Raw genomic sequence first — 22,221 nt, forward strand, 5'->3', positions numbered from 1 at the left:
CGCTGATCAGTCGAGGATCCCGAGGGCGGTGTCGGGCCGGCAGGTTTCGCAGGCCCGCCCGCCATCGGTGAGCGCCTGCCGAGCCTGCTCCTGCGTAGCAGGCCGACAGCGTTCGTTGCCGGCCCGCGCCCAGCATTGGTCGGCGCCGTCGGTCAGGCTGGTGTGGACGGTGGGCGGCCCGATCCCGATGCCCGTCTGGATCAGCCACTCCGGGGGCGGCTGGGCGGCGCGGGCTGCTCGATGCTCCTCGCTGCTGATCTCGTTCTGTTTCGCCGTGATCCATCGCCGGGTCTGCGCCAGCTGCTGTTCCTGGACGCGGGCCAGAAATTCCAGCTGGCCGAGCTGCAGGGTCAGCTCGTGCAGACGAAGCGATTGATCGGTCACGTGTTCGAGTTTACGGCGGATCTGATCGCCATGCCGACGGGGGAGACGGACGAGGTCGCCCGTGCGGGCCGTCGACTGCGCCACGGGGGGTTCCCCGTCAGTGCCGCCCCGGAGCCGTAGAATGCTGCGCTACCGAATCGCACACGCGGATCGGAACCGGGACAAAGATCAGCCCCCACGCGGAACGCCATCCGCCGGGGGCCTGGATCAAGGAATGAGGTTTCCTGTGCCCAACCCTAACCTTCCTGTACCTAACGTCAACAGCGGGGACGGAAGTCCTTTCGACCAGATCCGACGCGAGGACGCCACTGGCGAATGGTGGTCCGCCCGCGACCTCCAGCCTCTCCTCGGCTACCTCCGCTGGGAGCGCTTCGTCGACTCCATCGAGCGCGCCCGGATAGCCATCGAAAACAGCGGCCAGACCGCCGACCTGCACGCTTCGCGGCGCCGGGAACCCGTCACGACCAGCGGAAACGTGCCTGACACGGAGCGCGTCAACTACAAGCTCACCCGGTACGGCGCGTACATGGTCGCCATGAACGGTGACCCCCGGAAGCCCGAGGTCGCCGCCGCTCAGACGTACTTCGCCATCCAGACCCGCAAGGCCGAGACCGCAGCCATCACCGCACCAGTCCTCCCGCAGGACTACGAGGAGGCACTCGTCGCCCTCCTCGACAAGGTCCGGCAGAACAAGGCCCTGGAAGCCGAGAACAAGGTCTTGGCCCCCAAGGCCGGCAAGTGGGAGGAGTTCCTCAACTGCGAGGGGCTCTGCGGCATGACGGAGCTCGCCGACCTGCTCCACACCAACGTCAAGTCCCTCACCGGCTGGCTCGTCGAGAACGGTGTCTTCCGCAAGCAGACGTCCCAGGGCGGCGGCAACCGGAACATGCCGCGGAAGGCGTACCAGGACTCGGGCCACTTCACCGTGAAGCAGGAGACGAAGAACGGCTGGGCCTTCTCCACGGCCTACGCCACCGCGCAGGGCATCGACCTGGTCGTCGACATGTGGGAGAAGCGGTCCGCCGCCTGACCGAGGAGGGCATCGTGCACGTCATGCTCCGCGCTATCCGTGCGTACTGGCGGTGGAACAGTCGGGTGGCCGATGCCATCGCCGACAACCTCGACGTGGTGGTGACGCTGACCGTCTGCGGCATCGCGGTCACGCTCGCCGCGACCGTGATTTGGCCCCGCTGACCCACCCGTTGTCAGTCCCGCCCGCTACCGTGATCCCAACAGTCATTCCGAGCAAGTCGGGATGCTGCTGCTGAAGGCCCCGCCCCCGTACAGCGCACGGGGGCGGGGCCTTGCTGTTCCTACGCGTCGTCCGTGTGCCGGACCTGCTTCTTCAGGTCGGCTTCGACCGCGGCCCGGTCTTGTCCGGTCGCGGTCGCGTGCTCGGTTACGGCGAGCTGGGCCGCGTTCGCGGTGTCCACGGTCAGCGCACCGGCCTGGATCTCCGTCCATGCCGCGCGTTCCAGTTCGATCAACTCGTCAGACAGTTCGATAGCCACCGACGGATCTTAAGCGGCGGGACTGACAGAGCCCCTAGCCGCCTCGCGCCGCGTGGCCTCAGCCCATTCGACGAGCAGCCACCGGTAGTGCTCCTCGTCGGCTGGCGTCAGCGGCGCATGCTCCCACAGTCTCCTGATCTCCTCGTTGACCACGGCAGACGGGCGCACAGTGCCGTCAGGCAGGGGAGTCGGGGGCATAGATCAAGTCTATGGCGACGGTCGGACAAGCGAGGTGCGGGGATCAGCCTTCTTCGGGTCGGTCGGCGACGAACGTGCCAAGCCCGACCTCGGTGCGGACGAACCCCTCGGCTTTCAGGTGTGCCATCACCTTCTGCACGGTGGAGGAGGCCACCTCGAACTCGGTGCTGATCTCGACGACGGACGGGACCTTGCTGCCGACGGGGTAGGTGCCGTCGTTGATCCGTCCGGCGATGATCGCCGCGATCTGCCTCCAGATGGGCCGCGTCCGGTCAAGATCCACACTCATGCGGTTGACGCTAGGTGCCTGCAGTACACCGCGCGACCGCAGTACAGTGCGGTAGACCGCAGTATCCTGCGGTCTCAATTAACCCCGGCGGCCGTGTGACCGGCCCCGGGCGCGGACGACTGTGTGGGAGTCGACATGACGAATTCTACGGACGCCACGACCGCTGGCGAAGAGGCGCAGACCCATCTGTGTACCTACTGCAGCGAGCCCGGCGCCGACTGCTGCGTCGGCATCATCCCCAGCACTTCCGGACCCGACAAGTCCGTGTACGCGCACGGCCTGTGCGCCCGCGACCGGGGCGTGCCGGTCCTCTACCGGCTGACCACTGCCGACCCGGCGTCGCACCGCGTGTGCGCGGTCTGCCGTGAGCCGGGCGCCAGCGTCGCCGACTCCCTCCTCGTCGGCGAGGACGGCAGCATGGTCGCCCGGTACGTCCACGACGGTTGCGCGGCCGCCGAGGTCTCGTCCCTGGGGATGGAGTCGTGATCCGGATCTGCGTTATCTGCGATCAGGCGATCAAGGATGACGCTGTCATCGTCCCCGGCGCCGAGTACGCGCCCGATGGCGTGCGGCCCGACCAGTACCGGCACCCGGATTGCGTATCGAGGGGACGGCGGCAGTCGCGGTCGACCATTGGCCATCGCCGCTACATACGGTGAAAATTGCGCACCGGGTGTGAACAATGCAGGCGGGGGTACCTGGCGCTCACGTAGATATATGCACTGCACACCTCTAGCGATCAGCTGCATATGCCAGGCAGGGTGACAACCGTAAGGTCGCCCGAGGCACACGCACCTGACGTACAGCGCCGCCCTGCCCAGAACCCGCCAGCGCGTCCACGGGGGTCATCATGCGAGCCGCGCCCGCCCACCCGCCCGATACACCGTCAGGGCGAGGCCGGCCGCAGACGGATCAGCCACCGGTCCATCGGGAGGATCAGATCAGCCGTCTCCACCGGAAGTCCCGCCGCATCCAGCCGCGTCCGCACCACTCGGTACGCGAGCGTGTCCACCGTCAGTCCCAGGGCGTGGGCCTGCACCTCAGCCAGAGCGGCGATCCCGAGATCTGCCAGCCACGTCGCGTGCGGCTGCCGCTTTCCGCGCCACCAGGTCGTCACCAGCATGGCCGACCGGCCGCCGGGATCCCAGCACTCCTGTGTCTCGCGGTACACCGTCAGCCCGACTCCGATGCCCAGCCGGTCGGCGACGTCGTCGCTCGCGCGGCAGCGTTCGACGCCGTAGGTCTCCGAGCCGTGGGGCCATGGGGCGTCGGGGTCGGTCAGCGTGCGCACGGCCGGAGGGTAGGCCACGAACAGTCGTTTGCGCTTCTCGCCTTCGACCAGGCCCTGGCGCCGCAGGATCAGCATGGCCAGGCGGACGGTCTGCTCGTGCACCCCGTACTGGGCGCCGATGTCGGCGCGGGAGGGGATCTGTTCGCCCGGAGCCCACTCGCCGTCGTGGATGCGGCGGGCGAGGGCGGCGGCGATGCTGCGGTGCACCGCAGCTGCTGACATCGCGACCCCTCGGCGATCTTGCTGATGAGGTCGACAGGCTAAAAGCCACCAGAGCACCTTGATATATCAAGATCTCCCCTGCGGTCCATCACGTGCCACAGGCATGCCGCAGGGGTACAGCTCGCCGCCTCGGGATCAGGTGCCTGGAGCGGCGATGGCCCGCCCGTCGGCCACTGCACCCCTTTAGTGGAAGACGGGCGGGCCGCTCTCGCCGTGGCAAGACAGGCGGGGAAATCGCACGATCGGGTGACCGCAACGAGCGCCATCCGGATGGATGACGCTCGTTGTGCAGATGGCCGCTCCCTGGAACGCCGTCCCACCTCCCAAGTGGGCGATCCGGGGAGCGGCTTTTCTGTGCTGTCGTGGGGGCGGAGGTGATCGACTGGGGAGCGAATGGGAAATCCGACCGGCAATGATCTCCGCTCAGCTACGCGAAACTGCTAGATACTGCGAGGAAACGCTAGTTACCTTACGAGGCCCAATCGATCTCCAACTCACGGCCCGAAGGGGCGACGTGCGCCAGCGGGGCCCGCTGTCTGTAAGGAATGCAGCTCTGAGCTGCGAAAACTCACAGCGCCTCGGCCGACGGCTTCACCATCCCCCGTACCGTCCGGGACTTCACGAAGTTCCCCAGCGCCGTCATCTCCCACTCGCCGGAGAACTGCTTGATCAACTTGGCCATCATGACGCCGGTCTGCGGCTCCGCGCTGGTCAGGTCGAAGCGGACCAGTTCCTCGCCCGTGCTCGCGTCGATCAACCGGCAGTACGCCTTGGCCACTTCGGTGAACTTCTGGCCCGAGAACGAGTTCACCGTGAAGACCAGGCCCGTCGCCTCGGCCGGGATACGGCCCAGGTCGACGACGATCACCTCGTCGTCGCCCGCGCCCTCGCCCGTGAGGTTGTCGCCGGAGTGCTTGATCGCGCCGTTCAGGATGGAGAGCTTGCCGAAGTAGCAGCTGTCCAGGTGGTTGCGCTGCGGGCCGTAGGCGATGACCGAGGCGTCCAGGTCGATGTCCTTGCCCCGGAACGCGGGCTCCCAGCCGAGGCCCATCTTGACCTGCGAGAGCAGCGGACGGCCGCCCTTGACCAGTGACACGGTCTGGTTCTTCTGGAGGCTGACCCGGCCCTTGTCCAGGTTGATCTTCCCGCTCGGCGCGGCGGCGGGCGCGGCCGGAGCCGGGACCGGAGTCGGGGGAGCCGAGGGCATGGGCGGCGCGGCCACGGGCGCGACGGGGGCGGCTGCGGGCGCGGGCGCGGCGGCGGGCTCCTCCTCGACCGAGACGCCGAAGTCCGTGGCGATGCCCGCCAGTCCGTTCGCGTAACCCTGGCCCACCGCGCGCGCCTTCCACGCGCCGCCGCGCAGATAGACCTCCATGACGACCAGCGCGGTCTCGGAGCCGAGCTGCGGCGGGGTGAACGTGGCGATCACGCTGCCGTCGTCGGCGTTGCGCAGGGTGGCCGTGGGCTCGATGCCCTGGAAGGTCTGGCCCGCGGCGTCGGGGCTCGCGGTGACCACGATCTTCTCGATGCCCGGCGGCACCGTCGACGTGTCCACGACGATCGCGTCCGGCGCGCTGCCGCCGCCGGACCGGTGGGTGACACCGGGGCCCGACGGCTGGTTGTAGAAGATGAAGTCGTCGTCGGAGCGCACCTTGCCGTCGGCGGTGAGCAGCAGGCCCGACACGTCGAGCCGCACCGGAGCGGCGACATCCACCGCCACGCGGGCGGTCGGGAGCGGAAGGTTCGAGCCAGGTGTCATAGCGGTCATGTCACGGGAACGAGCGGCGCGGCTTTACGGTTCCTTGAACGTCCCGCGAATCTCGTCCCCCGTTTCCGGTGGCCTGGCTCAGTGCGGCCAGATCGGCGGATCGGTGGTGAAGTGGCCGCCGAGACAGGCGTGCTCAGGGTTGCCGGGGTCGAGCTCGCCCTCCTCGGCGATCAGCTTCTCCGCGTACGGTTCGGAGTCGTCCTGGGGCTCGTATCCCAGCGCCCGCGCCGACGAGAGGTCCCACCACAGGCGGGTGTTGGCGGAGGAGCCATAGACGACGGTGTGGCCGACGCGCTCGGCGGTCAGCGCCGCGTGGAAGAGGCGCGCGCCGTCGCCGGGGCTCATCCAGACCGACATCATCCGTACGGAAGTCGGCTCCTTGAAGCACGCGCCGATCCGCACCGAGACGGTCTCCAGGCCGTACTTGTCCCAGTAGTACTGGGCCAGGTCCTCGCCGAACGCCTTGGAGAGGCCGTAGAACGTGTCCGGACGGTGCGGGGTGCCGACGGGGATCAGGGCGCCCGGCTCCAGCGGCGTGTCGCCCTCCGGCCGGGGGGTGAAGCCGACCGCGTGGTTGGAGGAGGCGAAGACCACGCGCGCGACGCCCTCCTCGCGCGCGGCCTCGTACACGTTGTACGTGCCTTCGATGTTGGCCCGCAGGATCTTGTCGAACGACGACTCCAGTGAGATGCCCGCCAGATGCAGGACCGCGTCGACGCCCCGTACCGCCTCGCGCAGCGCGTCCTTGTCGGCGAGGTCGGCGGTGATCGCGTCCGGCTCCCCGGGGATGGGTACTACGTCGAAGAGGCGCAGGTCGTAGCCGTACGCCGGGAGCAGTTCGCGCATCAGGGTGCCGAGTCCGCCGGCGGCGCCGGTCAGCAGGACGGTACGGGGAGCGGGCATGGGCGGATCTCCTCGGTGCGCGGGCGGGACGCGGCGGGATACGTATTCATGAATGCCATTCATATCCATGGTCACGCTAAGGAGCGTGCTTCAAGCTCGTCAAGTGTGGCGCGGAGCCCGTGAAAAGCCCCGCACGCCGCCGTTTCGCGTCTTGACCGCCGTCGAGCGGCTGCCTTAGCGTGGCGGCGTTCAGAGATATGTACACTAATCAGAATTGTGCACGCCGGTCTTTGCCCTGGGAGCGCCCGTGACGCCCGTGACACCCGCGACGCCTGTGAACTCGGCGGCCCCGCTCGCCGCCCGGCTCGACGGCCTGCTGTTCTTTCCCGTGACCCCGTTCGGGCCGGACGGCGGCCTCGACCTCGATGCCTTCCGTACGCACGTCAGAAGCGGCATCGAGGCAGGCGCGGGCGCGGTGTTCGCGTGCTGCGGGACCGGTGAGTTCCATGCGCTCACGCCGGACGAGTTCCACGCGTGCGTGGCGGCCGCCGTGGAGGAGGCCGCGGGGCTGGTGCCGGTGGTGGCGGGCGCCGGATACGGGACGGCCGTCGCCATCCAGTACGCGAAGCTCGCCGAGGACGCGGGCGCCGACGGGCTGCTCGCCCTGCCGCCGTACCTCGTCGTCGCCGACCAGGAGGGCCTGCTGCGCCACTACAGCGCGCTCGCCGCCGCGACCTCCCTAGACGTCATCGTCTACCAGCGCGACAACGCGGTCCTCACGCCCGCGACCGTGGTCCGGCTCGCGCAAGTCGACGGCGTCATCGGCCTCAAGGACGGGATCGGCGACCTCGATCTGATGCAGCGGATCGTCAGCACGGTACGCAGGGAGCTCCCCGGTCGGGATTTCCTCTACTTCAACGGCCTGCCCACCGCCGAACTGACCGGCCCCGCCTACCGGGGCATCGGCGTCACGCTCTACTCCTCGGCGGTCTTCTGCTTCGCGCCCGACATCGCGCTGGCCTTCCACCGGGCGTTGAACAGCGGCGACGACGACACGGTGAACCGCCTCCTGGACGGCTTCTACGTCCCGCTCGTCGAACTGCGCAACCAGGGCCGTGGATACGCCGTTTCGCTGGTCAAGGCGGGGGTGCGGCTGGCCGGTCTGGACGTGGGCGAGGTGCGTCCGCCATTGAGCGAGCCGGATGCGTACCACGTGAAGCAGTTGGGGACGCTGATCGAGCGGGGGCGGGCGCTGCTGGCGGAGCCGGGTTCGGGGACGGGCGTCGTCGAGTCGGGCGGCGCGGGCTCGTGAAGGCGTCGGCGTTCCTCTACCCCTGGGACGTCGTCGGCGACCCGGACGCGGCCGCGCGGATCGCGGACCTCGGGGTGCGGCAGGTGACGCTGGCCGCCGCGTACCACTCGACCCGGGCCCTCACTCCGCGCCACCCGCGCCACCGGATCGTCACGGCCGAGCACGCGGCGGTCCTCTACCCGGTCGACGAACGGCGCTGGTCCGGACGGGCGTTGCGTCCGTACGCGGCCGGAGCGTGGGCGCCCGGGGACGCGTACGGCCGGGCCGCCGAAGTGCTCGCCGCCGTCGGTCTCGACGTCCACTCCTGGGTCGTCCTCGCCCACAACTCCCGGCTGGGCGCCGAGCACCCCGAGACCTCGGTGGTCAACGCGTACGGCGACCGCTACCCGTGGGCGCCCTGCATAGCGCGGCCCGAAGTCCGTGCGTATCTGGTCGCGTTGGCGGCGGAGGCGGCGGTACGTCCCGGGGCGCGCGGGACCGAGCTGGAGTCCTGCGGATGGTACGGCCTGGCGCATCTGCACGCCCACGACAAGATCGCGGGGGTGGAGCTGGACGAGGTGTCCCAGTACCTGATGTCGCTGTGCTTCTGCGGCTCGTGCCGGTCGGGTTACGCGGAAGTGGGCCTGGACGCGGTGGAGTTGAGGGCGGCGGTGCGGGGCGCGCTGGATGCGGTGTGGCGGGGGGCGGGGGCGACGGGACAGGAGCTGTTGGAGGCGACGGTCGGGTACCGGGCGGCGGTGGCCCGGCGGCTCCAGGAGGAGGTCGTCGCGGCCGTACGCGTTGCTGCCGCCCCCGGATTCCAGGTGCTGTTGCACGCGGACCCGCGTGTGTATCGGTGCGGGGCGAACGTGGGGGTGGATCCGGCGGGGGTGTTCGGGGTCGCGGACGGGGTGGTGGTGCCGTGCGTGGGCGGCGCGGTGGACTTGCTGGCCCCGTTCGCACCGTACGCTTCCGGGGCCGTGCTCGCGGCGAACTTCACGGTGGTGGCGGGGATGGGGGGTCGGCCGGGGGCGCTGTCGGACGACGCGGCGCGGGCGGCGGCTTCCGGGGCGACGGAACTTCGGCTGTACCACGCGGGGTTGGCGTCGGAGGGGGATCTGGGGGCGGTGCGGCGATCTGGCGCCTTGGATTAGCCCCCACCCCGCCCCTTCCCTAAACCCTCCGGGGGTGGGTGGGGGTCGAGGCGGCTACCCGGGGGCTGCGCCCCCGGACCCCCCTTCTTCGGCTGAACGCCGGTGGGGGCTTGTCGCGCAGTTCCCCGCGCCCCTAGGAGGGCCCGAAGGGCCCATTTAGGGGGCGCGGGGAACTGCGCGAGCAACCCAGCACGATCCGCAGACAAACGACATCCGCCGGAGGCTTTCGGGAAGGGGTGGGGTGGGGTGGACAAAACCGCTGCCAGCGTCAGGGCCGCCACCCCCACCGCTCCCAGCAGCACCACCACATCCACCAGCCCCACCAAACCCGCCCCCACCCCCAACCCCACCGCGTTCGGGACGAACAACAGCGTGTTGGCCGTCGCCGCCGTGCGGCCAAGGATCGCGGACGGGGTCTCCCGCTGCACCACCGTCATCGCCGCGACCAGCACGCACGGCAGCCCAAGCCCGATCCCCGCGCTGCACGCCAGTGCCACCGCGTCGTACGGGAGTGCCCGCCCGCACACCGACACCGCGAACAGCGCGATCCCCGCCGCCGCGAAGGTCCGTTCCGGCAGGCGGCGCAGCAGGGGGCCGCAGAGCAGGCCGGCCGCCACGGAGCCCGCGCCCTGCACCGCGTACAGCACGCCCGCGTACGTCGCCGCGTGGCCGAGCCGCTCGTCCACCACCGCGTAGAGCGCCGCCCCGTTCAGCCCGGCGCAGAGCATCGTCGCCGCACCCGCGAGCACCAGCGGCCGCAGCACCGGTGAGCGCCACACCGTACGCGCCCCCTCGGCCGTGTCGGCGAGCCGGGCGCCGCCGGGGACGGGCCGGGCCTCCCGTACCCGTATCAGCGCGAAGATCCCCGCCGCCAGCAGGAACGTCGCCGCGTCCAGCACCGCCACCGCCCCGCCGCCGAACCGCGCGTACAGTCCGGCCCCCGCCAGCGGAGCCACCAGCTTCATGCCCTCGTTGACCGCCATCCGAAGGCCGTTGAAGTCGCCCAGGAGGTCCCTGTCCACGGCCGTTGCCACCAGCGCCGCCTCGGCCGCGTCCTGGATCACCCCGTTCACGCCGTACACGAGCAGTACCGCGAACAGGATCCAGATCCGGGCCGCCGAGTCCACCGCCAGCAGGGACGGCAGCAGGGCCGCCATCCCCAGGTTGAGTCCCACGAGCAGCGGCCGCCGCCGCATCCGGTCCGCCACCGTTCCGAGCAGCGGGCCCACCAGTGTCGGCGCCCACATGGCGAAGACGGTGAGCGCCGCCAGACTGTCCGAGCCGGTCAGCGACCTGGCCCAGATCCCGGCCGTCAGCCACATCGCCGACGACCCGAACCCGGACACCACCACCCCGGTCAGATACAGCCCCGCGTTGCGGTCCGCCAGGACCCGCACCAGCGGCTGCCGTGCCGTCCTGCCTGTCGTCGTGCTCTCATCCGCCCTGTTCACAGGGGTAACGGTGGCCGGTGAGGCCGTCCCTGCGAATCGGGTGGATGCCTTATTCCCGACGCCGCCCGTGCCCTATGACGACCCCAGCGCCGCCTGCATCATCTTCTGCGCGACCGGCGCCGCCAGACCGTTGCCGCTGACCTCCGAGCGGGCCGCGCCCGAGTCCTCGATGAGTACGGCGACCGCCACCTCCTTGCCGGTGGACGAGTCCTTCGCGTACGACGTGAACCAGGCGTACGGCGTCTTGGAGTTGCCCACGCCGTGCTGCGCCGTGCCCGTCTTGCCGCCGACCTCCGCGCCGCTCACCTTGGCGTTGGAGCCGGTGCCCTCCTCGACGACCGTCACCATCGCGCTGCGCAGCTGCTTGGCGGTGTCGGACGACAGGATCCGCTTGTTGTCGGCGTCCTTGTAGGACTGGAGGGTGTTCCCGTCCGCGTCCGTGGTCTTGGAGACCATATGGGGCGATGCCATGAGCCCGTCGTTGGCTATGGCGGCGGACACCATGGCCATCTGCAACGGTGTCGCGGTCACATCGAACTGGCCGATGCCCGTCAGCGCCGTCTGCGCCCGGTCCATGCCCTTGGGGTACGCACTCGCCGCGGCCCGCACCGGCACGTCCTGCGTGGCGTCGTTGAAGCCGAACTTCTCGGCCATCGCCCGGAGCTTGTCCTGGCCGAGCTGGTCCGCCATCTTCGCGAAGACGTTGTTGCACGAGTACCGCAGCGCGGTCCGGATGGTGGCGTTCTCGCACGGCGCCGACGCGTTCTCGTTGGTCAGCACGGTCCGCGTGTTCGGCAACGTGTACGGGTTGGGGCTGTCGGTCTTCACGTCGACCGACGGGTACAGCCCGTTCTCCAGCGCCGCCGCGGCCACCACCAGCTTGAACGTCGAACCCGGCGGCAGCGGCTGGCGCATCGCCCGGTTCACCATCGGCTTGTCCGGGTCGTCGGACAGTGCCTGCCAGGCGTCGCCGTCCGTCGATCCGGCGATCTTCGACGGGTCGTAGGAAGGAGTGGAGACCATGCCCAGGATGCGGCCCGTCTTCGGGTCGATCGCGACGGCCGCGCCCTTCTTGTTGCCGAGCGCGTCATAGGCGGCCTTCTGCACGGCCGGATCGATGGTCGTCAGGACGTTGCCACCGGCCGCCCGCTTGCCGGTGAGTACCGAGAGCGGATCCTTCATCTGGTTGTCGGTGCCGTCGAGCACCTTGCTGTAGATCCCCTCCAGCTGGGTCGCCCCGTACACCTGCGAGCTGAACCCGGTCACCGCCGCGTAGAGCTCACCGTTCTTGTACGTGCGCTTGTACGCGAGGTCACCGCTCTTGGTCCTCTCCGATCCGGTGACCGGCGAGCCGGCCACGATGATGTCCCCGAGCGGGTTCGCGTACTGCGCGATGGTGTTCCGCCGGTTCAGCTTGTCGTCCGCGAGGGCCTGGCCTTTGTAGAACTGCACATAGGTGGCTCGTCCGAGGAGGGCGAGCACCATCAGCAGACAGAAGACCGCGGCGCGCCTGATCATCTTGTTCATCCCATGAAAGGGACGAGCCGGGCGGCCGAATTCGTTCCTTATGGCCGGATTTCTCAGAAAGCTCTCATCTGAGCGACGGTCAGTCCTTCAGAGTGAGGACGACCTCGTCTATCTCCGCGCCCCGCGCGTTCGCGAAGCCCCGGTCGTGCCCGACGATCACGAAGCCGCACTTCTCCAGCACCCGGATCGAGCCCGCGTTGTCGGCCGCCGCGCGCGCGTGGAGCGGGCGCTGCGGGACGAGGGCGACCAGCGCGGACAGGGCGGCGGTGGCGATGCCGCGCCCCCAGTGCGCGCGGTCCACCCAGTACGTCACCTCGCGGTGGTCCGGCGGCCCGTACACCGACGCGTGGCCCGCGACCTCACCGTCGGCGAGCACCGTGCGTATCACCACGTCCGACGCCCGGATACGGGCCCAGTGCGCGTCGAAGCGGACCCGGTCGGTGGGGTCCTCGGGCCCGAAGGCCGCGACCCGGACCGACTCGGGGTCGCTCATCTGCCCGAAGAACACGGGCAGATCGCTGTCCTGCATCTCACGGAGGACGACGGTGGGCCGGGGGTGTCCGAAGGTCGCGGAAGTCATGCGTCAGAGCCTACGGGTGGCCAGTGTCAGTCGGTCCCGCGCGTCGAACAGGGCGTCCTTGACCATCTGTTCATGCGCCGGGGTCAGCCGCGCCACCGGCACCGAGCAGCTGATCGCGTCGCGCGCGGGGGTCCGGTACGGGATGGCGACGCCGAAGCAGCGCAGGCCCAGCGTGTTCTCCTCGCGGTCCACCGCGTACCCCTGCTCGCGGATCTGGTGCAGCTCCTCGATGAGCTTCTCGCGGTCCGTGATGGTGTGCTCGGTCAGCTGCTGGAGGGTCTCCGGCAGCAGCTTGCGCACCTGCTCGTCGCTGTGGGTGGCGAGCAGCGCCTTGCCCAGCGAGGTGGAGTGCGCGGGCAGCCGCCGCCCCACGCGCGTGAAGGGGCGCAGATAGTGCTGCGACTGGCGGGTGGCCAGATAGACCACATTGGTGCCGTCGAGGCGGGCGAGGTGGATGGTCTCCGTGGTGTCGTCGGAGAGCCGGTCGAGCGTGGGGCGCGCGGCCGCGACGACCTCGTCGCCGTCGATGTAGGAGGTGCCGACGAGTAGCGCCCGCACCCCGATCCCGTACCGCGTGCCCGTGGCGTCGGTCTCCACCCAGCCCAGCTCCACCAGGGTGCGCAGCAGCATGTAGAGGCTGGACTTGGGGTATCCGACCGCTTCCTGGACCGCGGCCAGGGAGTGCATTCCGGGGCGCCCCGCGAAATACTCCAGCAACTCCACCGTACGTACGGCGGACTTGACCTGGGCCCCGCCTGTCTCGGCAGTCGACATCCGACCTCGCCCCTTCTTGTCTGCGCGTCTTGCCAACGCAGAACGCCCGTCAATAGAGTCCAGCATATTCACCAGCAGGAATCTTGTTCAGAATACCGAACAAGTGGTGGTGAGCGGCAGTGCCAGCAAGGGCGAACCAGCAGGACTACGGGCAGAACGCGGACGGTACGCGCGCGTGACGCGCACCAGTGCGCGGACCTGTCCGTGGACAGTACGCGGGCGGAACCGGAAGCCGGAAGGACATCGCGGTGAGCACAGCACCAGTCTGGAGTGTCGACCCCCGTACCGGGAAGCCGCGGGAGCAGGTCGCGGCGGAGGCGACGGACCGGGAGGTCGACGAGGCGGTGCGGGCCGCCCGGTCGGCCCGCGGCGCGCTCGCCGACCGGAGCGTACGGGCCGCCCTGCTGCGGACCGCCGCCGATCTGCTCGACGGGTCCGGGGATCATGTGGTCGAGGCCGCCGACGCCGAGACGGCGCTCGGGCCCGTCCGGCTCACCGGTGAACTCGCCCGCACCACCGCTCAGTTGAGGGACTTCGCCGATGTCGTGGACGAGGGGGCCTTCCTCGACGTACGCATCGACCACGCGGACGCGGACCGCACCCCGCCGTGGCCCGATCTGCGGCGCATGAAGGTGCCGCTGGGCGTGGTCGCGGTCTACTCGGCGTCCAACTTCCCGCTCGCCTTCTCCGTCCCCGGCGGCGACACGGCGAGCGCGCTCGCGGCCGGATGTCCGGTGGTGGTCAAGGCTCACCCGGCCCACCCGGCCACGTCCGAGCTGTGCGTGTCGCTGCTGCGTCGCGCGGCGGTACGGGTGGGGCTGCCGGCGGACGTCGTCGCGCTGGTCCACGGCTTCGACGCGGGTATCGCGCTCGTACGTCATCCGCTGGTCGCGGCGGCCGGCTTCACCGGGTCGGTACGGGGTGGCCGCGCCCTCTTCGACGCGGCGGCGGCCCGGCCGGTGCCGATCCCGTTCCACGGCGAGCTGGGGTCGCTGAACCCGGTCGTGGTCACCGAGGGGGCGGCTCAGGAGCGCGGCGAGGCGATCGGGGCGGGGCTCGGCGCGTCGATGACGCTGGGCGTCGGCCAGTTCTGCACCAAGCCGGGGTTCGTGCTTGCTCCGGCCGGTGAGGGCGGGGGCGCGCTGGTGAAGGCCCTCACTGCTGTGGTCAGCGACTCCGAGGCGGGGGTGATGCTGGACCACCGGATGCGGGACGCGTTCGTGGCCGGGGTCGCCGAGCGGGCTTCTCTGGACGGGGTCGAGGCGCCGGTCACGCCGGGGGCGGGCGGGGAGCACACGGTGAGTGCGGGGTTCCTGACGGTGCCGGCGGCCGCGCTGGCGTCGGCGGGGCCGCACGATCTGTTGCTGGAGGAGTGCTTCGGGCCGGTGACGGTGGTCGCGCTGTATGAGCACCCGTCCGAGATCGGAGCGGTGCTCTCGCGGTTGCCGGGGAATCTGACGGCGACGCTTCAGGTGTCGGCGGGGGAGGCGGCGGGGCGGTCCGGCGGTGCCGCGGAACTCCTTGCCTCTCTGTCGGGGCTCGCGGGGCGGGTGCTGGTGGACGGGTGGCCTACGGGGGTCGCCGTGGCACCGGCCCAGCATCACGGCGGGCCGTACCCGGCGACCACGTCGACGTCCACGTCGGTGGGGGCGACGGCGGTCGAGCGCTGGCTGCGGCCGCTGACGTATCAGAGCACGCCGGAGGCGTTGTTGCCGGTGGAGCTGCGGGAGGGGGAGGGGGGTGTGCCGCGGTGGGTCGACGGGCGGTTCTTCCCCACCCCGCCCGTTTCCTGAACCCTCCGGGGGTGGGTGGGGGTTGAGGTGGTTTTCCCGGGGGCTGCGCCCCCGGACCCCTGGGCGGGGGCTGCGCCCCTGCACCCCCTCGGGGCTGCGCCCCGGCCCCCGATTTGTCTGCGGATCGTGCTGGGTTGCTCGCGCAGTTCCCCGCGCCCCTAAGTGGGCCCTCCGGGCCCATCAAGGCCCGCGCCCCCAGGAGGGCCCGAAGGGCCCGCTTAAGGGGCGCGGGGAACTGCGCGACCAGCCCCCACCCGCCCGCAGCCATCAAGACCGGCCGCCCGCCCAGGGCTTTCGGGAAGGGGCGGGGTGGGGGATCAAACCCGAGCCACCGGCTCCTGCAGCTCCGTCACCCACCCCGTCTCGTCCTCCGGGCACTCCAGGGTGACCTCCCGGGGATACGCCGTCGACTCGTAGCCATGGGTCTCGACCCAGTGCGCCAGGGTCTGGACGGTCGGCAGGACCGTGTTCATCGAACCCCGGTGCACGATCGTCGCCGCCTGCGCGACCGCCGGGAGGTCATGGACGAGCAGGCCGTCCGTGTCCCGAGGGGCCGCCGCGACCTGCACACCCGCGTGGACGGTGATCGCGCCGCCGCCCGCAGGCGCGTCCTCGTACCACGCGATTCCCGGGCCCGTCGGGACGATGTCCGCCGACTTCAGGCGCTCGACCAGTTCGTCGTACAGCGGCCGGATCACCGGAGTGATGTGCCGCGGATCGAAACTCTCGGCGGTGCCGGTCAGTTCGGCCACCCGGACCGCCGGGATGCTCTTCAGGACTACGTCGTCGGTGGGCATGTGACCCTCGCTCTCGATCGACCGGAGCCTCGCCTCGACCTGGACCAGCCGGTCCGCCGCGGCCTGCATCGCCGCCTCCAGCTCGGCCCGCCGCAGCCGCAGCATGCCGCGCAGTTCCTCCGTACTCACCCGTTCGTCCAGGATCTCCCGTACCTGGGAGAGGGTGAGTCCGAGGTCCTTGAGCGCGATGACGCGGTTCAGGCGGGCCAGCTGGGCGGCGGTGTAGAAGCGGTAGCCGGTGGCCGGGTCGACATGGGCCGGGCGCAGCAGGCCGGTGGCGTCGTAGTGGCGCAGCATCCGGACCGATACGCGGCCGTGCCGGGCGAAGTCTCCGATGGTGAACATGATGTCTCCGAGTTCACTGCCTGACACGGTGTGAGGGTCAAGTGCCCCGACCGGCGCGCCCGCCCGGGGCGCCCCCGCACGTTACTTCTTCCCCATCTTCACCCTCAGCGTCACCAGCACCGTCACCACGAACAGCCCCGCCGACACCGCCAGGCTCACCCGCATCCCGGGGACGAATCCGCTGCCGCCCGCCACCAGCGCGCCCGACATCGCCACGCTCAGCGCGCCCGCGACCTGGCGGCCCGCGTTCAGTACCCCGGCCGCGAGACCGGCGCGCTCCTGGGGCAGGGCCTCCATCATCGCGGCGGTCAGCGCCGGGACGGACAGACCGCAGCCGAGCGCGAGGGGGATCATCAGGAACGCGGCGAGCAGGGTGGGCGTGTGCTCGTCGGGTACGAGCAGCAGGAGCAGGCCCGCGATGGCGACCAGCTGGCCGATCAGCATCGGGCGGCGCGGGCCGTAGCGGTTGGAGAGCTTGCCCGAGAGGACGTTCGTCAGCGGGATCAGGGCCGTCATCGGCAGGAACATCAGGCCCGCCGTCAGCGCCGACTCGCCCCGGGTGCGCTGGAAGTACAGGCTGAAGACGAAGATCACGCCGTAGAACGCCACGCTCGCCGCCGCGCCCACCGAGACCGCCAGCGCGACCGTCGGCGTACGGAACAGGCCCAGCGGGACGACCGGGTGGGCCGCGCGCGACTCGATCAGCAGGAACGCCACCGCCGCCACGATCGCGATCGCGCCCGCCGTCATCCGTACCGTGCCCTGCTCGATCACCGCGAAGGCGAGCGCGGCCAGCGCGACCACCGCTGTCAGCTGGCCCGGCAGGTCGAGCGGGGCCGGGCGGGGGGCCGTGCGCGGGGCGCGGGCCGTCAGGGCCAGGGCCGCCAGGCCCAGCGGCAGGTTGATGAAGAAGATCCCGCGCCAGTCCCACACGGTGGTCAGCGCGCCGCCCGCCACCGGGCCGAGCGCCACCGCCACCGAGCCGCCCGCCGCCCACAGCGCCACCGCGCGGGCCCGCCGGGCCGGATCGGGGTAGGCCTGGCGTACGAGGGCGAGCGAGGCGGGCAGGACCACCGCGGCCGCCGTGCCCTGGATCGTACGGGCGCCGATCAGCACGCCCAGGTTCGGGGCGAGACCGCAGGCGACGGAGGCGAGGGTGAAGACGACCGTGCCGAGCGCGTACGCCTTGGCCGAGCCGATCCGGTCCGCGAAGGCTCCGGTCGAGAGCATCAGGGCGGCGAAGGCCAGCGTGTAGGCGTCCACCACCCACTGCAGCCCGGACATCCCGCCGCCGAGGTCGGAGCCGATGGCGGGCAGGGCCACGTTCACCACGGACGCGTCGAGCGTGATCAGCGCGAAGCCGAGGAGGGCGGCGGCGAGGGTGACGCCGGGGGAGGAGGAACGGGGGGTCCGGGGTGCCTTGTGGTGCGCCAACTCGCGGTCTGCGGGGGCGGCTTGCGGTACGACGTTGGTTGACATGCCCTCAGCTTGTCGGTCGCGCTCGGGTTACAGTAGTGACCTGAATGCCATGCATCCGGAGGTTCTGGCCATGAGTGCCGCAGGTTCAGTGAGTCCCGAGGTTCCCGTGAGCGAGTCCGCCGCCTGGCGGCCGCACCGCCTCGTCGTCATCGCGCCGTCCCGGGTGTCGATGTTCAACCTCGCCATTCCCGAACTGCTCTTCGCGAAGGTGGAGATCGACGGCGCTCCCGGGTACGAGCTCACCGTCTGCACCCCGGAGCCGGGGCCCATCGCCACCACCGGCGGACTCGACCTCTACGTCAGCCGGGGGCTGGACGCCGTGGCGGACGCCGACACCGTGCTGGTCGCGGGCACCGGACAGCGGTACCTGCCCGACCCGCGCACCGTCGAGGCGGTCCGGCGGGCCGGTGCCGAGGGCCGGCGGATCACCTCGATCTGCAGTGGCGCCTTCGTGCTCGCCGAGGCCGGACTGCTCGACGGGCGCAGCGCCACCACGTACTGGGAGCTCGCCGACGAGCTGCGCCTCCGCTATCCGGCCCTGGACCTGAAGGGCGACGTCCTCTATGTGGAGGACGGGAACGTGATGACGTCCTCCGGGTACGCGGCCGGGATCGACATGTGCCTGCACATCATCCGTACCGACTACGGCGCCGCCGTCGCCAACCAGGTGGCCAGGGCCGCGCTCGTCCCGCCGGTGCGGCCCGGCGGGCAGACCCAGTTCACCCAGACCCCGCTGCCCGCCGAGCGGGGAGTGGTCTGCGCCGACACCCGGGGCTGGGCGATGCGCAACCTCGACAAGCCGCTCACGCTGACGGACCTCGCCCGGCACGCGGGCGTGAGCGTGCGCACGCTGACCCGGCGCTTCCACGCCGAGAGCGGTGTCAGCCCGCTCCAGTGGCTGCTGCACCAGCGCATCGAGCGGGCCAAGGAGCTCCTGGAGACCACCACGCTCGGCATGGACCAGATCGCCGAGGCCAGCGGCCTGGGCAGCGCCGACTCGCTCCGCGCCCACCTGGTCCGCCGCACCGGCCTCACCCCGAGTTCCTACCGGGCCACCTTCAACCAGCTGGAGGGCGCGCGCTGACCGGTGGGAATGGGCGGGAATGCGCAGGCGGCCGCCATAGTTGCAGTACTTGAAAGTCATACAAAGTTGGGGTCGAGATCGAGCCCGTGACCGAGTCGGAGAGAAGTGACATGCGCGTCGAGATCTGGAGCGACATCGCCTGCCCCTGGTGCTACATAGGCAAGGCCCGCTTCGAGAAGGGCCTGGCGGAGTTCGCCCACCGCGACGACATCGAGGTGGTGCACCGTTCCTTCGAGCTCGACCCGAACCGCCCGAAGGGCGACGTCGGCCCGGTGATCCCGATGCTGGCCAAGAAGTACGGCCGCACCCTGGACGAGGCCCGGGGCATGGAGGAGCACGTCGCCTCCAACGCGCGCGCCGAGGGGCTCGGCTACCTCACCGAGGGCCGCGACCACGGCAACACCTTCGACATCCACCGCCTCCTGCACCTGGCCAAGGCGCGCGGCCGCCAGGACGCGCTGCTCGACCTGGCCTACCGGGCCAACTTCGCCGAGGAGCGCTCCGTCTTCGACGCCGAGGTCCTGGTCGAGCTCGCCGTGGAGGCGGGCCTCGACGCGGACGAGGTGCGCGGTGTGCTCGCCGACGAGAGCGCGTACGCCGACGAGGTGCGGGCGGACGAGGCCGAGGCCGCCGCCCTTGGCGCCAACGCCGTGCCGTTCTTCGTCGTCGACCGCAAGTACGGCATCTCCGGCGGCCAGCCCGCCGAGGTCTTCACCCAGGCTCTTGAGCAGGCATGGCAGGAGCACCGCCCGGTCCTCGCGACCCTCGGTACCGCGCCCGCCGAGGGCGAGGTCTGCGGCCCGGAGGGCTGCGAGGTCCCGCGCGCGTAACGCGTACGCGCCGCCGAGGCGCACGCGTTCGCCCGATGGGCTCATCGGGCCCAACGAGTAAGCAGTCCTTGATGGTTCCCCTCAGCCCTTGTTGATCGACATTGATTGACCCGGGGCCGAGGGGGACGCAGGGTGGGATCATGGAGATCCTGAAGCGCCTGGCGGGCGACGAGTTCGCACCCGAGACGACGTACCTGAACACTTCCAGCACCGGGCTGCTGCCCCGGCGGGCCGTCGAGGCCATCACCCGGCTCGCCGGGCAGAACGCGGCGGGCACCCGGCTGGGCGCGGGCGGCTTCGAGCAGCCCAACGCCGCACGGGCCTCCTTCGCCCGGCTCACCGGGGTCGGCGTCGACCGGGTCGCGCTCGGCTCCTCGGTCACCGTCCATGTCGCACTGATCGCCCACTCCCTGCCCGCCGGGGCCGAAGTCCTCGCCCCCGAGGGTGAGTTCGCCTCGGTCGTCCAGCCGTTCGCGGTCCGCGGCGACCTCAAGATGCGGTACGTCCCGCTGGAGTCGCTGGCCGAGGCGGTACGGCCCGGCACCGCGCTCGTCGCCTTCTCCTCCGTCCAGTCGTCCGACGGCCGGATCGCGGACCTCGCGGCCGTACGGGAGGCGGCGGCCGCGCACGGGGCCCGTACGCTCCTCGACGCCAGCCAGTCGGCGGGCTGGCTGCCGCTGGACGCGGGCGCGTACGACTACACGGTCACCGCCGGGTTCAAGTTCCTGACGTGCCCGCGCGGCATCTCGTTCCTCACTGTCACCGAGGAGGCGCAGGAGCACCTGGCGCCGCTGCACTCGGGGTGGTTCGCCGCCGAGGATCTGAGCGACAACTACGGCCCGGTGCGCGAACTCGCCGCCTCCGCGCGGCGGTACGACGAGCCGGGCTCGTTCCTGTCGTCCTACGGGGCCGAGCAGTCGCTCGCGCTGCTCGAAGAGGTGGGCATCGACGCGGTGCACGCCCATAACCGGGCCCTCGCGGACCGACTGCGGGCCGGGCTCGCCGACCTCGGCCACCGGTCGGTCGCCGACGACTCGGCGGTCGTCGCGGTGCCGGGCCTGGGCGGCGTCCAGCCGGAGCTGCTGCGGGCCGGGGTGTACAGCTCCGCCCGGGGCGGCAACCTCCGCCTCGCCGTCCACCTCTACAACTCCTCGGCGGACGTGGACCGGGCCCTGGACGTCCTGTCCGCCATGTGACCTCCCGCACCACCGATATCCAGTGGTCGCGGCCCGGTCCCACAGGGGAGGATCGGGCCGTGATCATGGACAGCGAGAACGAGGTACGGGTGCGCGCGGCCGCCCGCAACAACGCCGAGTGGTGCGCGGCCCTGTGCCGGGCGCACGGCATCACCGGCGAGGCGGGCCCGTACGCCTGGACCAGCCCGCGCCGCACCCCGCCGCTCTATCCGGACGCGGTCACCCTCGCCCCCGACGCCTCCCCGCGCGAGATCGTCGGGCGGATCGACGCCTCGCCGGGCGCCTCGGTCAAGGACAGCTTCGCCACCCTGGACCTGACGGACGAGGGCTTCGAGGTGCTGTTCGGCGCCGAGTGGATCCACCGGCCCGCGCCCGAGGCGGCCGACCCCGGCTGGGAACTCGTGCGTACGGAAGGTGAGTTGGCGCGCTGGGAGGATGCCTGGGCGGGCGGGGAGGGCGACGGGCTGTTCCCGGCCGCGCTGCTCGCCGACGAGGACCAGCTGTTCCTCGCGGCCCGGGACGCGGGCGGTGCGATCGTCGCGGGCGCCATAGCCACCCGCAGCGAGACGGTGGCCGGGGTCTCCAACCTCTTCGCGGCCGACGGCGACCTCGACACGGCCTGGGCCGGGTGCCTCGCCTCACTGGCGCGGCACTGGCCCGGCCTGCCGGTCGTCGGCTACGAGAGCGGCGACGACCTGGCGGCCGCCGTCCGCGCCGGGTTCACCCCGGTCGGCGAGCTCAGGATCTGGCTGCGTCACTGAGCGGTTCGCCGTACCAGCGCCAGGAGTCCTGGTGCGGCAGGTCCGCCAGCTCCGCCCGGCCGGTGGCCCACAGCAGCACCCGCCACCGGTCCGGATCCGCCGGCACCTCGCGGAACAGCCGCGCGAGCACCCGGTCGCACAGTCCCAGCGGCGGCGCCCAGGCGATGCCGAGACCCTGCGCCACGTCATAGGTGTGCAGCAGGGTCTCGACGATGCCCATCGCCGCGAACCCCTCCGGGTCCGAGATGCCGAAGGTGTGGTGGGCCCGCACGTCCGGGGACGCGGTGCGGACCATCGCGGTCAGCAGCGCCCCGCTCGCCTCCAGGGTCTGGAGCAGCCCGGCGGGCCCGGCCGCGCGGTCCGCGTGCACCGCGTTGCGCGGCCCGCCGGGACGTTTCGCCTCCCACAGGTACGGGACGTCGCCGTCGAGCGGCGGCTGCTGCGGGCCGAGCTGCACGGCGTACGCGAACAGGTCGTCCGACAGATGCTCGACGGTCTCCCAGCAGTCCCAGTCCAGCGAGCCGGCCGGCACGCTCCAGTCCCCGGCGAGCCCGGCCCGCAGCGCGGTGACCGAGAGCCGCACGGAGTGTTCGACATCGGCCGCGGTGACGGGGGTCCGGGACGTTTCATCAGACATGGAGCGACCGTACCAA

23 protein-coding genes are annotated in these 22,221 nt (G+C 71.1%); 10 read left to right on the plus strand and 13 right to left on the minus strand.

The window, feature by feature from the left end:
• Positions 1-6: 6 nt before the first annotated feature.
• Positions 7-468 (minus strand): DUF6233 domain-containing protein, encoded by a 462-nt coding sequence (locus tag BG418_RS40880; protein WP_188274436.1) that lies wholly within the window; start codon positions 466-468, stop codon positions 7-9.
• Positions 469-610: 142 nt separating this feature from the next.
• On the opposite strand from BG418_RS40880, the gene BG418_RS40885 reads away from it, so the two are divergent.
• Both BG418_RS40885 and BG418_RS15590 read left to right on the plus strand, forming a co-directional pair.
• On the plus strand, positions 611-1,414 hold the full coding sequence (locus BG418_RS40885; RefSeq protein ID WP_188274437.1) for a phage antirepressor KilAC domain-containing protein: 804 nt from the start codon (positions 611-613) through the stop codon (positions 1,412-1,414).
• 23 nt (positions 1,415-1,437) lie between these two features.
• On the plus strand, positions 1,438-1,578 hold the full coding sequence (locus BG418_RS15590; RefSeq protein ID WP_188274438.1) for a hypothetical protein: 141 nt from the start codon (positions 1,438-1,440) through the stop codon (positions 1,576-1,578).
• 119 nt (positions 1,579-1,697) lie between these two features.
• Here BG418_RS15590 and BG418_RS15595 read toward each other — a convergent pair whose 3' ends face one another.
• Both BG418_RS15595 and BG418_RS15600 read right to left on the minus strand, forming a co-directional pair.
• Positions 1,698-1,895 (minus strand): hypothetical protein, encoded by a 198-nt coding sequence (locus BG418_RS15595; RefSeq protein ID WP_188274439.1) that lies wholly within the window; start codon positions 1,893-1,895, stop codon positions 1,698-1,700.
• A 241-nt stretch (positions 1,896-2,136) separates the two neighbouring features.
• Positions 2,137-2,382 (minus strand): GntR family transcriptional regulator, encoded by a 246-nt coding sequence (locus BG418_RS15600; RefSeq protein ID WP_188274440.1) that lies wholly within the window; start codon positions 2,380-2,382, stop codon positions 2,137-2,139.
• Positions 2,383-2,517: 135 nt separating this feature from the next.
• Here BG418_RS15600 and BG418_RS15605 point away from each other — a divergent pair, with 135 nt between their 5' ends.
• Positions 2,518-2,868 carry a hypothetical protein gene (locus BG418_RS15605; RefSeq protein WP_188274441.1) on the plus strand — a complete coding sequence of 117 codons (351 nt, stop codon included), beginning with the start codon at positions 2,518-2,520 and terminating at the stop codon, positions 2,866-2,868.
• Between the two features lie 400 nt (positions 2,869-3,268).
• Here BG418_RS15605 and BG418_RS15610 read toward each other — a convergent pair whose 3' ends face one another.
• The 3 genes from BG418_RS15610 to BG418_RS15620 form a co-directional block, all read right to left on the minus strand.
• On the minus strand, positions 3,269-3,895 hold the full coding sequence (locus BG418_RS15610; RefSeq protein ID WP_188274442.1) for a GntR family transcriptional regulator: 627 nt from the start codon (positions 3,893-3,895) through the stop codon (positions 3,269-3,271).
• 568 nt (positions 3,896-4,463) lie between these two features.
• Positions 4,464-5,663 carry a TerD family protein gene (locus BG418_RS15615; protein ID WP_188274443.1) on the minus strand — a complete coding sequence of 400 codons (1,200 nt, stop codon included), beginning with the start codon at positions 5,661-5,663 and terminating at the stop codon, positions 4,464-4,466.
• 78 nt (positions 5,664-5,741) lie between these two features.
• Positions 5,742-6,566: an NAD(P)-dependent oxidoreductase gene (locus tag BG418_RS15620; RefSeq protein ID WP_188274444.1), complete on the minus strand. Its 825-nt coding sequence runs from the start codon at positions 6,564-6,566 to the stop codon at positions 5,742-5,744.
• Between the two features lie 247 nt (positions 6,567-6,813).
• Between BG418_RS15620 and BG418_RS15625 the strand changes: the two genes are divergently transcribed.
• Both BG418_RS15625 and BG418_RS15630 read left to right on the plus strand, forming a co-directional pair.
• The gene (locus tag BG418_RS15625) at positions 6,814-7,818 is read left to right on the plus strand and encodes a 5-dehydro-4-deoxyglucarate dehydratase (RefSeq protein ID WP_317453661.1); all 1,005 of its coding nucleotides are present in this window, start codon (positions 6,814-6,816) and stop codon (positions 7,816-7,818) included.
• Positions 7,815-8,951, plus strand: coding sequence for a hypothetical protein (locus BG418_RS15630; protein ID WP_188274445.1), 1,137 nt, complete (start codon positions 7,815-7,817; stop codon positions 8,949-8,951). The genes BG418_RS15625 and BG418_RS15630 overlap by 4 nt, the downstream gene beginning before the upstream one ends.
• On the opposite strand, the gene BG418_RS15635 is transcribed toward BG418_RS15630, so the two are convergent.
• From BG418_RS15635 to BG418_RS15650, 4 genes are all read right to left on the minus strand, one after another.
• Complete coding sequence (locus BG418_RS15635) at positions 8,948-10,402, minus strand: MFS transporter (RefSeq protein WP_317453662.1); 1,455 nt, start codon at positions 10,400-10,402, stop codon at positions 8,948-8,950. The two genes, BG418_RS15630 and BG418_RS15635, sit on opposite strands and share 4 nt — an antisense overlap.
• A gap of 72 nt (positions 10,403-10,474) precedes the next feature.
• Positions 10,475-11,929 (minus strand): penicillin-binding protein 2, encoded by a 1,455-nt coding sequence (locus BG418_RS15640; RefSeq protein WP_188274446.1) that lies wholly within the window; start codon positions 11,927-11,929, stop codon positions 10,475-10,477.
• 79 nt (positions 11,930-12,008) lie between these two features.
• The gene (locus BG418_RS15645) at positions 12,009-12,509 is read right to left on the minus strand and encodes a GNAT family N-acetyltransferase (RefSeq protein ID WP_188274447.1); all 501 of its coding nucleotides are present in this window, start codon (positions 12,507-12,509) and stop codon (positions 12,009-12,011) included.
• 3 nt (positions 12,510-12,512) lie between these two features.
• Entirely contained in the window at positions 12,513-13,283 is a 771-nt protein-coding gene (locus tag BG418_RS15650) for an IclR family transcriptional regulator (protein ID WP_188274448.1), read from the minus strand.
• A 248-nt stretch (positions 13,284-13,531) separates the two neighbouring features.
• Here BG418_RS15650 and BG418_RS15655 point away from each other — a divergent pair, with 248 nt between their 5' ends.
• Positions 13,532-15,076, plus strand: coding sequence for an aldehyde dehydrogenase (NADP(+)) (locus BG418_RS15655; protein ID WP_188274449.1), 1,545 nt, complete (start codon positions 13,532-13,534; stop codon positions 15,074-15,076).
• A 317-nt stretch (positions 15,077-15,393) separates the two neighbouring features.
• Here the strand turns inward: BG418_RS15655 and BG418_RS15660 are convergent, their stop codons facing one another.
• Positions 15,394-16,218, minus strand: a complete 825-nt coding sequence (locus BG418_RS15660) for a MerR family transcriptional regulator (protein WP_188274450.1) — start codon at positions 16,216-16,218, stop codon at positions 15,394-15,396.
• Positions 16,219-16,299: 81 nt separating this feature from the next.
• Positions 16,300-17,697 (minus strand): MFS transporter, encoded by a 1,398-nt coding sequence (locus BG418_RS15665; RefSeq protein ID WP_188274451.1) that lies wholly within the window; start codon positions 17,695-17,697, stop codon positions 16,300-16,302.
• A gap of 169 nt (positions 17,698-17,866) precedes the next feature.
• Between BG418_RS15665 and BG418_RS15670 the strand changes: the two genes are divergently transcribed.
• From BG418_RS15670 to BG418_RS15685, 4 genes are all read left to right on the plus strand, one after another.
• On the plus strand, positions 17,867-18,781 hold the full coding sequence (locus tag BG418_RS15670) for a GlxA family transcriptional regulator (RefSeq protein ID WP_223184903.1): 915 nt from the start codon (positions 17,867-17,869) through the stop codon (positions 18,779-18,781).
• 110 nt (positions 18,782-18,891) lie between these two features.
• Positions 18,892-19,611 carry a DsbA family oxidoreductase gene (locus BG418_RS15675; protein ID WP_188274453.1) on the plus strand — a complete coding sequence of 240 codons (720 nt, stop codon included), beginning with the start codon at positions 18,892-18,894 and terminating at the stop codon, positions 19,609-19,611.
• A 140-nt stretch (positions 19,612-19,751) separates the two neighbouring features.
• Positions 19,752-20,807 (plus strand): aminotransferase class V-fold PLP-dependent enzyme, encoded by a 1,056-nt coding sequence (locus tag BG418_RS15680; protein ID WP_188274454.1) that lies wholly within the window; start codon positions 19,752-19,754, stop codon positions 20,805-20,807.
• A gap of 65 nt (positions 20,808-20,872) precedes the next feature.
• Positions 20,873-21,568 carry a hypothetical protein gene (locus BG418_RS15685; protein WP_188274511.1) on the plus strand — a complete coding sequence of 232 codons (696 nt, stop codon included), beginning with the start codon at positions 20,873-20,875 and terminating at the stop codon, positions 21,566-21,568.
• On the opposite strand, the gene BG418_RS15690 is transcribed toward BG418_RS15685, so the two are convergent.
• A complete protein-coding gene (locus BG418_RS15690) occupies positions 21,546-22,205 on the minus strand; it encodes a hypothetical protein (protein WP_188274455.1) in 660 nt (219 codons plus the stop codon). The two genes, BG418_RS15685 and BG418_RS15690, sit on opposite strands and share 23 nt — an antisense overlap.
• Positions 22,206-22,221 lie beyond the last annotated feature (16 nt).

Origin of the sequence: Streptomyces sp. CBMA152 (assembly GCF_014596475.1) — a bacterium.
Taxonomy (GTDB): Bacteria; Actinomycetota; Actinomycetes; order Streptomycetales; family Streptomycetaceae; genus Streptomyces.

Bases quoted from the DNA above. Each gene is read 5' to 3' on its own strand.
- BG418_RS15620 (WP_188274444.1), bottom strand. From the start codon at position 6,566: ATGCCCGCTCCCCGTACCGTCCTGCTGACCGGCGCCGCCGGCGGACTC.
- BG418_RS15690 (WP_188274455.1), bottom strand. From the start codon at position 22,205: ATGTCTGATGAAACGTCCCGGACCCCCGTCACCGCGGCCGATGTCGAA.
- BG418_RS15685 (WP_188274511.1), top strand. From the start codon at position 20,873: ATGGACAGCGAGAACGAGGTACGGGTGCGCGCGGCCGCCCGCAACAAC.
- BG418_RS15670 (WP_223184903.1), top strand. From the start codon at position 17,867: ATGTTCAACCTCGCCATTCCCGAACTGCTCTTCGCGAAGGTGGAGATC.
- BG418_RS15645 (WP_188274447.1), bottom strand. From the start codon at position 12,509: ATGACTTCCGCGACCTTCGGACACCCCCGGCCCACCGTCGTCCTCCGT.
- BG418_RS15660 (WP_188274450.1), bottom strand. From the start codon at position 16,218: ATGTTCACCATCGGAGACTTCGCCCGGCACGGCCGCGTATCGGTCCGG.
- BG418_RS15650 (WP_188274448.1), bottom strand. From the start codon at position 13,283: ATGTCGACTGCCGAGACAGGCGGGGCCCAGGTCAAGTCCGCCGTACGT.
- BG418_RS15665 (WP_188274451.1), bottom strand. From the start codon at position 17,697: ATGTCAACCAACGTCGTACCGCAAGCCGCCCCCGCAGACCGCGAGTTG.
- BG418_RS15590 (WP_188274438.1), top strand. From the start codon at position 1,438: ATGCTCCGCGCTATCCGTGCGTACTGGCGGTGGAACAGTCGGGTGGCC.
- BG418_RS15610 (WP_188274442.1), bottom strand. From the start codon at position 3,895: ATGTCAGCAGCTGCGGTGCACCGCAGCATCGCCGCCGCCCTCGCCCGC.
- BG418_RS15675 (WP_188274453.1), top strand. From the start codon at position 18,892: ATGCGCGTCGAGATCTGGAGCGACATCGCCTGCCCCTGGTGCTACATA.
- BG418_RS15615 (WP_188274443.1), bottom strand. From the start codon at position 5,663: ATGACCGCTATGACACCTGGCTCGAACCTTCCGCTCCCGACCGCCCGC.
- BG418_RS15640 (WP_188274446.1), bottom strand. From the start codon at position 11,929: ATGAACAAGATGATCAGGCGCGCCGCGGTCTTCTGTCTGCTGATGGTG.
- BG418_RS15600 (WP_188274440.1), bottom strand. From the start codon at position 2,382: ATGAGTGTGGATCTTGACCGGACGCGGCCCATCTGGAGGCAGATCGCG.
- BG418_RS15605 (WP_188274441.1), top strand. From the start codon at position 2,518: ATGACGAATTCTACGGACGCCACGACCGCTGGCGAAGAGGCGCAGACC.
- BG418_RS15680 (WP_188274454.1), top strand. From the start codon at position 19,752: ATGGAGATCCTGAAGCGCCTGGCGGGCGACGAGTTCGCACCCGAGACG.